This is a genomic window from Kribbella caucasensis (assembly GCF_004361855.1).
Taxonomy (GTDB): domain Bacteria; phylum Actinomycetota; class Actinomycetes; order Propionibacteriales; family Kribbellaceae; genus Kribbella; species Kribbella caucasensis.
The window spans coordinates 232,255-245,057 of the sequence record NZ_SNWQ01000002.1; the positions used below are offsets into that span (position 1 = coordinate 232,255).

Here is a 12,803-nt window from a genome sequence, read left to right on the forward strand (position 1 = left end):
ACGCATGGCGCAGACACCTCTTCGGACCGTTCCGGACCTGACCGGCCTGCTCAAACACGCCGGGCACGTGCTGGAGACGCAGCTGACCGCGGCGCTGGCCGAGGTCGGGATGACGCCGCGGATGCAGTGCGTACTGCTCTACGCGCTCGAGGAAGAGCGGACCCAGGTCCAGCTCGCCGAGCTAGCCTACCTCGACAAGACCACCATGGTCGGCACAGTCGACGCCTTGGAGAAGGCCGGATACGCGGAGCGGAAGCCGTCCGCGACCGACCGCCGGGCCCGGATCGTCGCCGTCACCGAGGCCGGCGCCAAGGCGGCCGAGGAGGGTCAGCGCATCGTCGACCAGGTCCACGCGGACGCCCTCGCCGCCCTCGCGGCCTCCCAGCGCACCCACTTCGCCGACGCCCTCATCGAGCTCGTCGGCCATCACCTCGCCACCCCCGTCGTGGCCCAGCCGGTACGCCGGGCACGTCAGCGCCTCGCTTAATCCAATAGAAGATCGTCTGCTACAGAACTATCTGTTAAGGTCGTTCTTGTCCTGCTCTCTGCAGCCCGACAAGGAGACGACCGGTGACCAACACGACAACCCCCGAGCACCCATCAGCGGACTCGAGCCTCGAGCACACAGCAGCCGACCGGAGTTCCGGGGGAGGGCCGCAGTCGCGCAGGCGGCGGGCGCAGGTCCTCGCGGTGCTGTGCGCGATGCAGCTGATGATCATCCTCGACGGGACCGTGGTGACGGTCGCGTTGCCGACGATCCAGGGGGATCTCGGGTTCTCCCAGGCGGGGCTGGCCTGGGTGATGAACAGCTACCTGATCGCCTTCGCCGGTCTGCTCCTGCTGTCCGGCCGGCTAGGCGACCTGATCGGCAGCAAACGGGTCTTCGTCGCGGGCCTCGGTGTCTTCACCCTCGCCTCGCTGATCTGCGGCGTCGCCACCAGTGCCGAAGTACTGATCGCCGGCCGTTTCCTCCAGGGCGTCGGCGGCGCGCTCGCCTCGGCCGTGATCCTCGGCCTGATCGTCGGGCTCTACCCGGAACCAGGCGAGCAGGCTCGTGCGATGGGCGTGTACGGCTTCACCTCGGCCGGTGGTGCGTCGATCGGCCTGATCCTCGGCGGCGTCATCACCCAGACGGTCGGCTGGCACTGGTCCTTCCTGATCAACATTCCGATCGGCCTGGCCGCACTGGTCCTCGCCGTACGGCTGCTCTCGCCCGAGCGAGGCATCGGCCTCGGCAAGGGCGCCGACCTGATCGGAGCCGCCCTGGTGACCGCCGGCCTCTCCTTGGGCGTCTACACGATCGTCCAGACCGCCGAGCCGACCGCCGAACTACTCCGCACGCTCGTGCTCGCCGTGGTGACCCTGGCCTTTCTCGGCGGCTTCGTACTACGCCAGGCGCGGGCCACCCACCCGTTGCTGTCCCTGCACATCTTCCGCCGTCGCCAGGTGACCGCGGCCAACCTCGTCGTGATCCTGTTGTTCGCGGCCGGATTCGGCTTCCAGTTCATGACCGCGCTGTACGTCCAGCGGGTGCTCGGCTTCGACTCCTTGCAGACCGGCCTGGCGTTCCTCCCGGCGCCGCTGACCGGTGCGGTGATGTCACTGTTCATCGGTCCGCGGCTGACGGTCCGGTTCGGCTCCCGCACGATCCTGGTGGCCGGACTGGCCACGCTTCTGGTCGCACTCCTGGTCATGAACCAGGCGCCCGTCGGCGGCTCGTACGTCGTGAACGTGGCACCGGCGCTGCTCCTGATCGGTGCCGGCACCGGGGTCGGTATCCCGGCCGCGATCATGCTGGCGATGTCCGGTGCGGACGCGGCCGACGCCGGCCTGGCATCGGGGCTCAACAACACCGCCCAGCAGGCCGGCGCCGCAGTCGGTACCGCAGTACTCGCAACCCTCGCGGCTTCACAGACCGCCACGCGACTCGGTGAAGGTGCTGCCGAGGTCGGTGCGCTCCGCGACGGCTACAGCGCCGCGTTCCTGGCCGCAGCCGGCTTCGTAGCAGCAGCCATCCTGCTCACCGGCACGCTGCTACGCCCCGCCAAGTCCTGAGCCCAACGCCCGGTGCCGTGGGCAACTACAGCACCGGGCTGCCAAAGCATTACGCCTTTGGTCGGTGGTTCCTGCGCAGGAGGTAGGTGTCCATGATCCAGCCCTTGCGATCGCGTGCCTCGGCCCGGATCCGCTCGATCTCACCGGCCACCTCGGACAGCCGGCCCGCGACGAGCAGCTCGTCCGGCGTACCGAGGTAGGCGCCCCAGTAGATGTCGGCATCCTGATCCGCGTGCGCGCTGAACGCGGTCTGCGCGTCGAGCATCACCACCACATCGTCGACGTCGTCCGGCCACTCCTTCGCCAGCCGCCGCCCGGTGGTGACCTGGATCGGCTTCCCCACCTGGTTCAGCCCGACCCGGTGCCGGGCCGCCAGCGCGGACACGCTGCTGATCCCCGGAATCACGTCGACCTCGAAGCTCAGCTCGCCGCGCGCCAGGATGTCGTCGAGGATCGCCAGCGTGCTGTCGTACAACGACGGGTCGCCCCAGACCAGGAACGCGCCGGTCTGGTCGGGCTTCAGCGATTCGGCGATCATCCCCGCGCACACATCCGCCCGCCGGCGCCGCCAGTCGTCCACCGACTCGACATACGCCTCGCTGGTCCGATCCCGCTCCGGATCCCGCCCGACGACGACCTCGTACGCAGCCCCGGTCGCGTGCCGCCGCAGGATCTCCTCCCGCAGCTCGACCAGCTCCTGCTTCACCTCGCCCTTGTCGAGCACGAAGAAGACGTCCACCTCCGCGATCGCCTTCACCGCCTGCACGGTCAGGTAGTCCGGATCCCCGGCCCCGATCCCGATCACCTTGATCTCCATGACCCGGGAGCCTAGCTCCAGACCCTGTTTCGTCAGCGTTTGCCTTGGCGCCACTCTCGTTCGAAGGGGAGGCGCCAGGCGTGCGGGGCGATGAGCTGGTGGATGGCGTTGGGGCCCCAGGTGCCGGGAGCGTACGGCTTGACCGGCGGCTGGTCGTCGAGGAGGGGAGCGGAGCGTTCCCAGAGGGACTCGATGCCTTCGGCGGTGGTGAAGAGGGTGTGGTCGCCGCGCATCGCGTCGAGGATCAGCCGTTCGTACGCCTCCAGGACGTCCGCCGCGGACTCCGTCTCCTGGGTGGAGAACTGCATCGACAGCTTCTCCAGCCGCATCCCCGGACCGGGCCGCTTGCCGTAGAAGGACAGCGAGACGCGGGACGAGTCGGCCAGGTCGAAGGTCAGGTGGTCCGGGCCCTGGGCGCCGACCCCGGAACCGGCCGGGAACATCGTCTTCGGCGCCTCCTTGAAGGCGATCGAGATGATCCGCATGCCCTCGGCCATCCGCTTGCCGGTCCGCAGGTAGAACGGCACGCCGGCCCAGCGCCAGTTGTCGATGCCGACCTTCATCGCGATGAACGTCTCGGTGTCGGAGTCCGGTGCGACGCCGTCCTCGGCGCGGTAGCCGCCGTACTGGCCGCGGACCACGTCCGACGGGTGGATCGGCAGCATCGAACGGAAGACCTTGTTCTTCTCCTCCGAGATGGCTCGCGGTTCCAGCGCGGTCGGCGGTTCCATCGCGACGAACGCGAGCACCTGCAGGACGTGCGTGACCACCATGTCCTTGAACGCGCCGGTCGGCTCGTAGAAGGTGGCCCGCTGGTCCAGGCCGAGCGACTCGGGGATGTCGATCTGCACGTGGTCGATGAAGTTGCGGTTCCAGATCGGCTCGAACAGCCCGTTCGCGAACCGGAAGGCGAGGATGTTCTGCGCCGCCTCCTTGCCCAGGAAGTGGTCGATCCGGAAGATCTGCGACTCGTCGAACGTCTCGTGCACGAACGCGTTCAGCTCGACCGCGCTGGCCAGGTCGTCACCGAACGGCTTCTCCATCACCACCCGGGCGCGGTCGACCAGGTCGGCGTCGCGCAACATCTCGATCACCGAGCGGGCCGCCTTCGGGGGCACCGACAGGTAGTGCAGCCGGCAGGTGTCCGGGCCGAGCAGGGCCTCCGCGTTCTTCACCGCCTCGGCGAGCGCGTCCGGCCCGGAGTCGCGTGGCACGTACTCGAGCCGGTCCGCGAACTGCGCCCACTGCTCGTCGCTGATCTCGCGCATCCCGAAGGTGTCCACCGCTTCGCGGGCACGGGCGCGGAACTCGTCCGTGGTCAGCTCCTCGGTCGCCGTACCGATGATCCGTACGTCGGGCGCGAACCGGGACTGCTGCAGGTACGCCAGTCCCGGCAACAGCTTCCGTTTGGCCAGGTCGCCGGTAGCCCCGAACAGCACGATCACGTGCGGCGCCAACGGGTCGGGATCACGCCGCGACGGCCGCGATCCCGGTGCCGGATAGGCGATGGTCTGTGTACGGTCAGGCATTCCTGGTCCTCCTACGGACGCCGCCCAAGCAACACGCAAAGTGTAGGCGCGAGGAGGGAGCGAAGACCTGACCGGGAGTGACCGCCGCAGAGTCAATCGTCGGGTCGGCCGCCGGGTCAGCCGCAGGTCAGCTGGCGGGTGCGGATTGCCACAGCCCGAGCACGTTGCCCTCCGAATCCTCGAAGTAGGCCGCGAAGCCCATCTCGCCGACCGCGAACTTCCCGGTCACCGTCTTGCCGCCGAGGTTCTCGATCGACGAGAGCGCCGCCTCGATGTCGTCCACGTCGACCGTCAGCACCGGGCTGGTGGCCGACCCGGTCGCCCGGTCGAACATGCCGCCGTTGATGTACCCGGTCTCGATCGGGAAGCCCTCCTCGGACACCGGCCCGGTCGACACCGACGTGTACTGCAGATCCGGCATCACGTTCACCTGCCACCCGAACGCCTCGGCGTAGAACGCACGCGCCCGATCCCCGTCGTCGAACGGAATCTCGAAATGCACCAATCGTCCAGCCATCACAACCCCTCCCACGGTTTGTCCCCCTCGACGCTAAACCCCTACCCGCCCACCCACCAGACTCCAGCCGGCGGATCAGGTGGTCGGCTGGGACTGGGCTGGGTGTTCGACCAGGGCGATGACGCGGGTCGCCATGAAGCGCGCGGTGCGGACAACGACTCCGCTGCGCGTCACCTCGGTCACCTCGACCACACCGCGCCGTACGGCGGTTTCCACCCGGCGCCCGGCCTTCGTGGCGACGATTTCGTAGCCGCGGGTCGTTTCCCCGGCATCCACGACGATCTCTACCCGGTCACCCTTCATCGCTCACCATCTCCCGCAACTCGGCCCCACCCCCAGGGTCGCAGGCGGGTACGACAGTCAGGCGACGCTGTCGTAGTGGGCGCCCGCTGTGGTTCCACCTTGGGCACCCGCCAGTCGCCAGACCGCCGGATCCGTGGCCTGCCGGTGCTCAAAGTGCTGGCCGTGCGGGCCGGGGCGCACACCTTGAGCACCGACCGGTCATCGATTCGCCGGATTCGTGGCCGGCTGGTGCTCAAACCCGAGAGGCGCGCGGTGAAGGTGCGCCGGTGGTACTGCGTGGGGGCGGTTGGTGGGTCCTACCGTGGGGGTGTCTGTTTCTGCTGATGTTGTTCGTCGGTGGGGTGAGACGACGTGGAGGAGGATCGTGAAGTACTTGCTGATGATCTGTGGTGACGAGTCGGCCGAGGCGCATGCCAACGACGGGTGTGGCGGGTGGTCGGAGGAGATGGAGCAGCGGGGTGTGGTCGAGGGCGGGGCCGGGTTGCGGCCGCCGTCGGAGGCCACGACGGTCCGGGTGCGAGACGACGAGCTGCTGTTGACCGACGGGCCGTTCGCGGAGACCAAGGAGCAGATCGGTGGGTTCGTGCTGATCAACTGCGCCAACCTGGACGAGGCCATCGAGATCGCCGCCAAGCACCCGGCGGCGGGCTACGGCACGATCGAGATCCGGCCCGTGCTGGACGTTCCGCCGGAGTACGTGTGACCGGTGCCGTACAGGAGGAGCTCGACCGGGTCTTCCGGGACGAGTGGGGTCAGGTGGTGGCCACGCTCATCCGGGTGACCGGGAACTGGGACCTGGCGGAGGAGTGTGCGCAGGAGGCGTTCGCTGCGGCGCTCAAGAACTGGCCGGAGCACGGCGTACCGGATCGGCCTGGTGCGTGGCTGACCACCACCGCGCGCAACAGGGCCGTCGACTGGATGCGCCGCGAGGCTGTGGGCGCGGCGAAGCTGAAGGAGGTGGCTGCGATGATCCCCGATCATGACGACGAGCCGGACGAGCCGTACGACGTACCGGATGACCGGTTGCGTCTCATGTTCACGTGCTGCCACCCCGCACTGGCCATGGAGGCACGGGTCGCGCTGACGTTGCGCACACTCGCCGGACTCAGTACTGCGGAGATTGCGAGGGCGTTCCTGGTCGGCGAGTCGACCATGTCCAAGCGGCTCACCAGGGCCAAGCAGAAGATCCAGCACGCCGGTATCCCGTACCGCGTGCCGCCGGCGCACCTCCTGCCCGAGCGGACACCCGCCGTACTGGCTGTGCTCTACCTACTGTTCAACGAGGGCTACACAGACCCCCTCCGGAGCGGGCTGAGTAGTGAGGCCATCCGGTTGGCCCGTCTGCTCGTGCACCTCATGCCAGACGAACCAGAGGCGGCCGGACTGCTTGCGCTCATGCTGCTGCACGACGCACGACGGGACACCCGTCTGACCGCAGACGGTGAGCTGGTGACGTTGGAGGAGCAGGACCGCACTCGGTGGGACCACGCCGGGATCACAGAGGGCGTGGACCTCCTGGACGCGGCGCTCCGGCGAGGCACACCCCGTCCGTACCAGGTGCAGGCTGCCATTGCCGCCTGTCACGCCACCGCCCGTACGGCGGCCGACACGGACTGGCCCCAGATCGCAGCACTGTATGGCCAGCTCAAGCAGACCCCAGTAGTCGCGCTGAACCGTGCGGTCGCGATCGGTATGGCGGACGGGCCTGCCGTGGGGCTCCGGCTCGTCGACGACCTGGCAGCCGGTTCGCTCGTCGGTTACCACCTGCTCCCGGCGACCCGAGCGGACTTCCTCCGGCGACTCGGACGGTACGCCGAGGCTGCGGCGGCGTACCGGGATGCCGTTGAGTTGGCCGGCACGGACGCCGAGCGTCGCTACCTGACTCGGCGGCTGGAGGAAGTTTCTCGATAGGTGTCTGTCGGCGCAGGACCCGTTCGTCGGTGGGGCGAAAGGAGAATGCAGATGACCGACCTCAGATCCGCCGTCGCGGGGGAGCGGACCGACCTCGCCGACCTGCTGACCGCGCTGCCCTCGGAAGACTGGGACAAGCCGACCCTGTGCGACGGCTGGCGCGTTCGCGAAGTGGTTGCCCACATCACAATGCCCTACCGGATGTCCATGCCCCGCTTCCTCCTGGGGATGATGAAGGCCCGAGGCAACTTCGACCGCCTCGCCGACCGCCAGGCCCGTCACGACGCCGCTCAACTCTCGGCGGCCGAGCTGACGGATTGCCTGCGGAAGAACATCCACCACCCGTGGAAGCCGCCGGGCGGCGGTTACCGCGGCGCCCTGTCCCACGACGTCATCCACGGCCTCGACATCACCGTTGCCCTAGGCATCGACCGCCAGGTCCCGCTGGATCGCATGCGGCACATCCTCGACGACATCAAACCGCGCCAGCTCAAGTACTTCGGAGTGGACCTCACCGGCATCCAACTCCGCGCCACCGACCTCGACTGGACCCACGGTGCCGGCGTCCCCCTCACCGGCACCGCCCAACATCTCCTCCTGGTCCTCTGCGGCCGAACCCTCCCTACCGGCCACCTCAACGGCCCGCCTGCCGACCGATTCACCGCGGAGGTCGTTCGATGATCAACTTTGCACCCTAGAGTCGGTACTCTCCGGCTGGGAACGCTCACAGCGAGCGAAAGTAGCCTGACCTGGGGTGCATGATGGGGGATCGACGGTGGTTGGGGGCGCTGGTCGCGCTGGCGGTGCTGGTCCCGGCCTTGTCATGGGCGGTTGTGGCGGCAGCCGACCCTGGCCCGAGCTACTTCTCCGGTGACAACACCACGGATTCGTACGGCGGATCCGGCGTGACGTGGGATGGGACAGCGAGCTACGGCGCCGGGCACACCGCCGCCGCCGGCGACCGGGCGTTCGTAGTCGGCCCGAACGGCGTGCTGGCCGCGACCGACCCGACGCTCGGCAACGACTGTGCGGGTGGGTCGTTTCTGGATCTGCGGGCCGGCACCTCGTTCGGCGGCGTGTACTTCGAGATCCAGGACCTGCTGAACTTCGGGTTCAACGTCACGAACCCCACCAACATCTTCAACGACGCCTGGCACGAGATCACCGCGACCAGGGCCGGCACCCGGGTGACGCTGACCGTCGACGGGGTGACCACCAGTGGGACAACCAACGGCGTGGTGAACGTCGACAACAACACGCCGTTGAGGTTCGGCGACGGCGGATGCGTCGGCACGCTGGGAGACGGCACGGTCCGAGGGTCCGGCCGCCTCGACGCGATCTCGTTCGGCCCGGGCACCGCGGTCGTCGGGCCGCCTCCGCGTCCGGCTTCACCACCGCCGACTGTCACGTCGTCGCCGACAGCCGGCCCGACTGTCCCGCCCCAGACTGCGCCGCCCCGGACTGTCGCCCCGTCGACCGTTGCACCACCATCGAGCGCCACTTCGCCACCGCCGCAACGCCGGACGACGGCCCCGGCCACCGTCGTACCGGTCATCCCCCCATCGTCGAGGCCTACCTCGTCGCCGACCGTCACTGCCACGCCCACCTCACGGCCGACCACCCCCGCCGCGCCTACCTCACCGCCGGCCACCACCGCCGCACCCACAACCGAGCCGACGCCAACCGAGATCGCGGAGCCGTCCGAACCGCCCCGGAAGGAGGCCGGTGTCGAGTTCCCCAAGTCGGTGCCGACGCCGAGGGAGGTCAGCACGGATCTCCCCACCATCGCCCAGAACGTCCTGCTGGCCATCTTGTTGCTGGCGTTGCTGTCGCTGCCGATCGGCATCATCAACGACACGGCCTCGGCGAACGCCGACCGCTTCGCGGCATTCGCGGACCGGGTACGACGGCTGCGGCGAGCGGTCATCGTTGTGTGGTCCGAGCGGCTGCGGTTTCGCGCTCGGGACCGGCCTCGCCGCCGTGGCCGGGGCCGTCATCTACGGGTTCGTCGAGCCGTCGTTCCGCTTCGACCTGTCCTCGCTCGCGTTGGTGCTAGGGCTGGCGGTGGCGTTCCTGGTCATCAGCGCGGCCAAGCAGGTGTCGCAGTACCTGTTCCTGGGCCAGGCCTACGACATCCGCGCGTTCCTGCGGCTGTTCCCGGCATTCGGCGTCGTCGCCATCATCTGCGTGACGCTGTCCCGCGCGATCGGGCTCCAGCCGGGGCTGATTCTGGGCACCCTGGCCGCGCTCGGCACCGGGGCTGCGCTGAGCGTCCGGCAGAAAGGCTTGGCCGCGGCCGTGTCGGCGGGCTCGCTCACGGCGTTGGGCGTACTGGCCTGGGTCCTGCGCGGCCCGTTCATCGAAGACAGAGGTTTCGCCTACCAGTTGGTGGCGGTCGCCCTGACCGCGGTCGCTGTCGCGGCCGCCGAAAACCTGGCGTTTGGCCTGCTCCCGTTGTCTTTCCTGGATGGTGCGGCACTTTTCGCGTGGTCCAAGCCGGTGTGGGCAGGATTCTCGCTGCTCGGCGCCTTCGCGTTCGTCCACGTGCTGTTGCACCGGGAAGCGGGCGCCTTCGCTGAGCGCGTCACCTATCTGGCCATCCTCCTGGCGATCTACTTCACGCTGGCCGGACTCTTCTGGGCGTACTTCCACTTCACCCGCCGCCCCGAGCCCGCCCCATCACCATCACCAGCAGACGAAACCGCGTAAGAGCACGCGCAGCGGTTCGACCGTCGCGATCATCCTTCGGCGCGGTCATATCGACGAGGTGTGCGGTGTTGCACCTGTCGCCGGGGCTGACCATACTGCGAGTCATCATTGGGTGAGGGGAGTCCATGATGCGACGAGTTCGGATCGGCCGCCTGGCGAGCGTTCTCAGCGCACTGTCGCTTGTTGCCGGCATGCTGCTTACCGTGCAGCCGGCCGCGGCGATCACCGGCGGGCAGCGCGATGAGGTGCACACCAACGTCGGCGTCGTCCGGTTCACCACCGAGTCGGGTCGGTTCCGCTGCTCCGGCACGCTGATCTCGCCGACGGTGGTGCTCACCGCGGGCCACTGCACGGGGGACACCGCCGCGAGCCCGGCGACCAAGGTCTTCGTCTCGTTCAACACCGACCTGCCGCTCGACCCGCTCGCGCCGGGCATCACCCCGCAGGAGAGCGCGGCCCGCGCGGCGAACTACATCACCGGCACCGCACACCCCGATCCCGGCTGGGACGGCAAGCTGTCGATCTCCAAGCAGCACGACCAGGGCGTCGTGGTGCTGAACGCGCCGGCCGCTTCGAAGTGGCCGGGCATCACGCCGGCGCCGCTACTTCCGGTGGGCACGCTCGACGGCAACCAGGGCGCGCTGAAGAACGAGACGTTCACCCTGGTTGGCTACGGCGTTGACATCGGCGCGAAGAAGTCGCAGATCGTCGTGCCGGAGCGGCGCTTCACCACGTCGTTCCTCAAGAACGTGCAGGACGAGGTTGTCACCTTCCAGATCAACGACCGCGACTCCAAGGCCGGCGGCGGCTCTTGCTTCGGCGACTCCGGCGGGCCGGTGCTCCTCGGCCGGTACGTGGCCGGTGACTCTTCCTTCGTGAACTCGCTGACGTGCAACGCGACCGGCGGTTACCAGCGGGTCGACACGCCGTACGCACGGGCCTTCCTGGAGCAGTTCATCTAACCCGGTCCGCCAATCAGGTCAGAGCTGGCTTTCCCACCAGCGGCCTCTCGCGTAAGCACATACATCCGCGAAGGTCGCAGGTTTGGGCGATCTGAGCGAACGATCTCGTGGCCCGCGACGGCCAACCGAGGAGGGGGTCCGGGGGCGAAGCCCCGCCGGCCGGGGTCTGGGGGCTTGGCCCCCGGAAAACACGGCGCGTGAGCCAGGGCCCGCGCTTTCCGCGGGCACAAAACGCCCAGCGAACGCGCGCCCCCGGCAGGATTCGAACCTGCGCACCCGCCTGTCTGCGCAGCGCGGTGCTCTGTGCGCGGCAGGATGGTCTTGATGTGCGCCCCCGGCAGGATTCGAACCTGCGCACCCGCCTCCGGAGGGCGGTGCTCTATCCCCTGAGCTACGGGGGCTCAGGAACGTGCAGAACAGTAGCAGGAAAACCGGGCAGGTCCCGAATCGGGGGCCGGGCCGTGCGTCCGTGTGTCCGGTACTCCGTGGAGCGGCCGGACGGGGTGCGTCACCGAGCGGCGTACCGGGGGCACCCTGAACGGTCCCTGGCTGTGCCGCGTGGTGGGATCGACGCGGTCCGGGTACACGTCATAGTGGTCGTAAGCCCAAGAGCTGAAAGGAAAACCGACCTCATGGCAAGCACTTTGGTCCGTCCGTCGAACGGTCGCTGGATCGGCGGTGTGTGCGCAGGTCTGGCCCGCCGGTTCGGCATGTCGGCGAACACGATGCGGCTCATCTTCCTGGTCAGCTGCCTGCTGCCCGGCCCGCAGATCCTGATCTACATCGTCCTGTGGGTCCTGATGCCGTCGGAGGACCGCGTCCGCTGACGATCCGACCCCGTACTCACCCGGCCGGCCGGTCGTGAAAACCTGCTCTGCATGAGAGCAGGCAGCCGGCGCCGGGGGAGCGCGGGGACCACGGCCGCCCCGGTAGGTCTGCTCGTCGTACTGAGCGTGGGTCTGCTCGTCGTACTCAGCGCCTGCCAGGTCGGTCCCGCACCGCCCGGGCCTGCCGAGATCCGGTCCGGGCCGCCGCCGTGGGACGCCCCGCGCGACGCGGTCTCGTACATCGACCAAGCCGGGATGGAACGCCTGCCGCTCGACTTCAGCGGTCCGGCGCCGTACACGGTCAAGCTTTCCGTCACCGTCGACGGCAAGCTGGTCGAGATCCCGTCCGGTATCGGCGTCGACCGGGTCCGCGCCGAGCAGGCCGCGATCCACACGCACTCCACGGACGGACTCGTGTACGTCGAGGCGAAGACCGTCGCGGAGCGCCCGACCCTCAAACAGTTCTTCGAGCTCTGGGGAGTCCGGTACGACGGCCGCTGCGCCGGCGATGCGTGCGGCTCGGTCAAGGTGCAGCTCAACGGTCAACCGGTCGGCTGGGACACCAAGCTCGTCCGCGAGAGCCTCATCCAGGTCACGGCCACCCACTGACCGTGGCAGGAGGGTGACACCCCGCCACCCCGGGTCCCCGATTGCGGTTGGCTGATCCCATGCGAACCAGCACCATCCTCACGGCCGCCGTACTGCTCACGACCCTGACAGCCTGCTCCGGCGACCCCGACCCAGCCTCAAACACCGCCGTCAGCACACCCACAGCCAGTACGCCGACCGCCACCACGCCCACCCCAAGCCCCACGCCAACGCCCACCCCAACCCCAATTACCCCGAAGCCAACGCCGACGGCGAAGCCCAAGCCAGCAGGCCCACGGGCAGCCGACGGGTACAACTACCAGTCCTGCCGCGACGCCGTCTGCGAGATCTACGTCAAAACCGGCTCCCGGGTCCCCGTCAAGCGCAGCGTCGCCGGCTTCAGCACCCTCGTCGTCAGCCGCGTCGCACCCACCGGCGTCGATTTCGGCGGCAGCACCGCGAACACCAGCGTCAGCGCCGGCGGCCAGCAGCCCGGCTTCGACTTTCGCCTCAACAACCTCAAGGTCACCACCGTCGCCATCAACAACGAAACAGCCATCCTCCACCTCCGCCCCGCCTGAACAC

At 68.7% G+C, this 12,803-nt stretch carries 15 protein-coding genes, 1 tRNA gene and 1 pseudogene; 11 read left to right on the forward strand and 6 right to left on the reverse strand.

Annotated elements, in window-relative coordinates; translation table 11 throughout:
• The first annotated feature begins 4 nt into the window (after nucleotides 1-4).
• Entirely contained in the window at nucleotides 5-487 is a 483-nt protein-coding gene (locus tag EV643_RS05250; RefSeq protein ID WP_133798811.1) for a MarR family winged helix-turn-helix transcriptional regulator, read from the forward strand.
• 83 nt (nucleotides 488-570) lie between these two features.
• Nucleotides 571-2,055, forward strand: a complete 1,485-nt coding sequence (locus EV643_RS05255; protein ID WP_202869399.1) for an MFS transporter — start codon at nucleotides 571-573, stop codon at nucleotides 2,053-2,055.
• Nucleotides 2,056-2,104: 49 nt separating this feature from the next.
• Here the strand turns inward: EV643_RS05255 and cobF are convergent, their stop codons facing one another.
• From cobF to EV643_RS05275, 4 genes are all read right to left on the reverse strand, one after another.
• Nucleotides 2,105-2,872 carry a precorrin-6A synthase (deacetylating) gene (cobF, locus tag EV643_RS05260; RefSeq protein WP_133798812.1) on the reverse strand — a complete coding sequence of 256 codons (768 nt, stop codon included), beginning with the start codon at nucleotides 2,870-2,872 and terminating at the stop codon, nucleotides 2,105-2,107.
• Nucleotides 2,873-2,904: 32 nt separating this feature from the next.
• Nucleotides 2,905-4,401: a glucose-6-phosphate dehydrogenase gene (gene zwf / locus EV643_RS05265; RefSeq protein ID WP_133798813.1), complete on the reverse strand. Its 1,497-nt coding sequence runs from the start codon at nucleotides 4,399-4,401 to the stop codon at nucleotides 2,905-2,907.
• Between the two features lie 127 nt (nucleotides 4,402-4,528).
• Nucleotides 4,529-4,918 carry a VOC family protein gene (locus EV643_RS05270; protein ID WP_133798814.1) on the reverse strand — a complete coding sequence of 130 codons (390 nt, stop codon included), beginning with the start codon at nucleotides 4,916-4,918 and terminating at the stop codon, nucleotides 4,529-4,531.
• A 75-nt stretch (nucleotides 4,919-4,993) separates the two neighbouring features.
• Entirely contained in the window at nucleotides 4,994-5,221 is a 228-nt protein-coding gene (locus EV643_RS05275; protein ID WP_133798815.1) for a DUF8836 family protein, read from the reverse strand.
• Nucleotides 5,222-5,585: 364 nt separating this feature from the next.
• Here EV643_RS05275 and EV643_RS05280 point away from each other — a divergent pair, with 364 nt between their 5' ends.
• The 4 genes and pseudogenes from EV643_RS05280 to EV643_RS05290 all read left to right on the forward strand — a co-directional run bounded on the left by EV643_RS05280 (nucleotide 5,586) and on the right by EV643_RS05290 (nucleotide 7,813).
• Nucleotides 5,586-5,924 (forward strand): YciI family protein, encoded by a 339-nt coding sequence (locus EV643_RS05280; RefSeq protein WP_133798816.1) that lies wholly within the window; start codon nucleotides 5,586-5,588, stop codon nucleotides 5,922-5,924.
• Nucleotides 5,925-5,926: 2 nt separating this feature from the next.
• A pseudogene (locus tag EV643_RS46830) lies at nucleotides 5,927-6,406 on the forward strand (RNA polymerase sigma factor); the annotation flags it as partial.
• Nucleotides 6,407-6,433: 27 nt separating this feature from the next.
• Nucleotides 6,434-7,132, forward strand: coding sequence for an RNA polymerase sigma factor (locus tag EV643_RS46835; protein WP_370452230.1), 699 nt, complete (start codon nucleotides 6,434-6,436; stop codon nucleotides 7,130-7,132).
• Between the two features lie 51 nt (nucleotides 7,133-7,183).
• On the forward strand, nucleotides 7,184-7,813 hold the full coding sequence (locus EV643_RS05290; RefSeq protein ID WP_133798818.1) for a maleylpyruvate isomerase family mycothiol-dependent enzyme: 630 nt from the start codon (nucleotides 7,184-7,186) through the stop codon (nucleotides 7,811-7,813).
• Between the two features lie 247 nt (nucleotides 7,814-8,060).
• Here EV643_RS05290 and EV643_RS05295 read toward each other — a convergent pair whose 3' ends face one another.
• The gene (locus EV643_RS05295; protein ID WP_133798819.1) at nucleotides 8,061-9,059 is read right to left on the reverse strand and encodes a hypothetical protein; all 999 of its coding nucleotides are present in this window, start codon (nucleotides 9,057-9,059) and stop codon (nucleotides 8,061-8,063) included.
• A gap of 2 nt (nucleotides 9,060-9,061) precedes the next feature.
• Here EV643_RS05295 and EV643_RS05300 point away from each other — a divergent pair, with 2 nt between their 5' ends.
• Together EV643_RS05300 and EV643_RS05305 are read left to right on the forward strand one after the other, a co-directional pair.
• The gene (locus EV643_RS05300; protein ID WP_133798820.1) at nucleotides 9,062-9,841 is read left to right on the forward strand and encodes a hypothetical protein; all 780 of its coding nucleotides are present in this window, start codon (nucleotides 9,062-9,064) and stop codon (nucleotides 9,839-9,841) included.
• Nucleotides 9,842-9,966: 125 nt separating this feature from the next.
• Nucleotides 9,967-10,803: a trypsin-like serine protease gene (locus EV643_RS05305; protein ID WP_133798821.1), complete on the forward strand. Its 837-nt coding sequence runs from the start codon at nucleotides 9,967-9,969 to the stop codon at nucleotides 10,801-10,803.
• A gap of 329 nt (nucleotides 10,804-11,132) precedes the next feature.
• Here the strand turns inward: EV643_RS05305 and EV643_RS05310 are convergent.
• A tRNA-Arg gene (locus tag EV643_RS05310) sits at nucleotides 11,133-11,204 on the reverse strand.
• A gap of 231 nt (nucleotides 11,205-11,435) precedes the next feature.
• Here EV643_RS05310 and EV643_RS05315 point away from each other — a divergent pair.
• Genes EV643_RS05315 through EV643_RS44020 form a run of 3 tightly spaced genes read left to right on the forward strand, consistent with a single transcriptional unit; the run spans nucleotide 11,436 to nucleotide 12,799 of the window.
• Nucleotides 11,436-11,630 (forward strand): PspC domain-containing protein, encoded by a 195-nt coding sequence (locus EV643_RS05315; protein ID WP_133798822.1) that lies wholly within the window; start codon nucleotides 11,436-11,438, stop codon nucleotides 11,628-11,630.
• 51 nt (nucleotides 11,631-11,681) lie between these two features.
• A complete protein-coding gene (locus EV643_RS05320) occupies nucleotides 11,682-12,239 on the forward strand; it encodes a hypothetical protein (protein ID WP_238165375.1) in 558 nt (185 codons plus the stop codon).
• A gap of 59 nt (nucleotides 12,240-12,298) precedes the next feature.
• The gene (locus tag EV643_RS44020; RefSeq protein WP_166665314.1) at nucleotides 12,299-12,799 is read left to right on the forward strand and encodes a hypothetical protein; all 501 of its coding nucleotides are present in this window, start codon (nucleotides 12,299-12,301) and stop codon (nucleotides 12,797-12,799) included.
• Nucleotides 12,800-12,803 lie beyond the last annotated feature (4 nt).

Excerpts from the sequence above, each read along its gene's own strand:
- EV643_RS05250 (WP_133798811.1), top strand. The coding sequence starts at position 5 with ATGGCGCAGACACCTCTTCGGACCGTTCCGGACCTGACCGGCCTGCTC.
- cobF (WP_133798812.1), bottom strand. The coding sequence starts at position 2,872 with ATGGAGATCAAGGTGATCGGGATCGGGGCCGGGGATCCGGACTACCTG.
- zwf (WP_133798813.1), bottom strand. The coding sequence starts at position 4,401 with ATGCCTGACCGTACACAGACCATCGCCTATCCGGCACCGGGATCGCGG.
- EV643_RS05270 (WP_133798814.1), bottom strand. The coding sequence starts at position 4,918 with ATGGCTGGACGATTGGTGCATTTCGAGATTCCGTTCGACGACGGGGAT.
- EV643_RS05275 (WP_133798815.1), bottom strand. The coding sequence starts at position 5,221 with ATGAAGGGTGACCGGGTAGAGATCGTCGTGGATGCCGGGGAAACGACC.
- EV643_RS05290 (WP_133798818.1), top strand. The coding sequence starts at position 7,184 with ATGACCGACCTCAGATCCGCCGTCGCGGGGGAGCGGACCGACCTCGCC.
- EV643_RS05295 (WP_133798819.1), bottom strand. The coding sequence starts at position 9,059 with ATGACCGCTCGCCGCAGCCGTCGTACCCGGTCCGCGAATGCCGCGAAG.
- EV643_RS05305 (WP_133798821.1), top strand. The coding sequence starts at position 9,967 with ATGATGCGACGAGTTCGGATCGGCCGCCTGGCGAGCGTTCTCAGCGCA.
- EV643_RS05315 (WP_133798822.1), top strand. The coding sequence starts at position 11,436 with ATGGCAAGCACTTTGGTCCGTCCGTCGAACGGTCGCTGGATCGGCGGT.
- EV643_RS05320 (WP_238165375.1), top strand. The coding sequence starts at position 11,682 with ATGAGAGCAGGCAGCCGGCGCCGGGGGAGCGCGGGGACCACGGCCGCC.
- EV643_RS44020 (WP_166665314.1), top strand. The coding sequence starts at position 12,299 with ATGCGAACCAGCACCATCCTCACGGCCGCCGTACTGCTCACGACCCTG.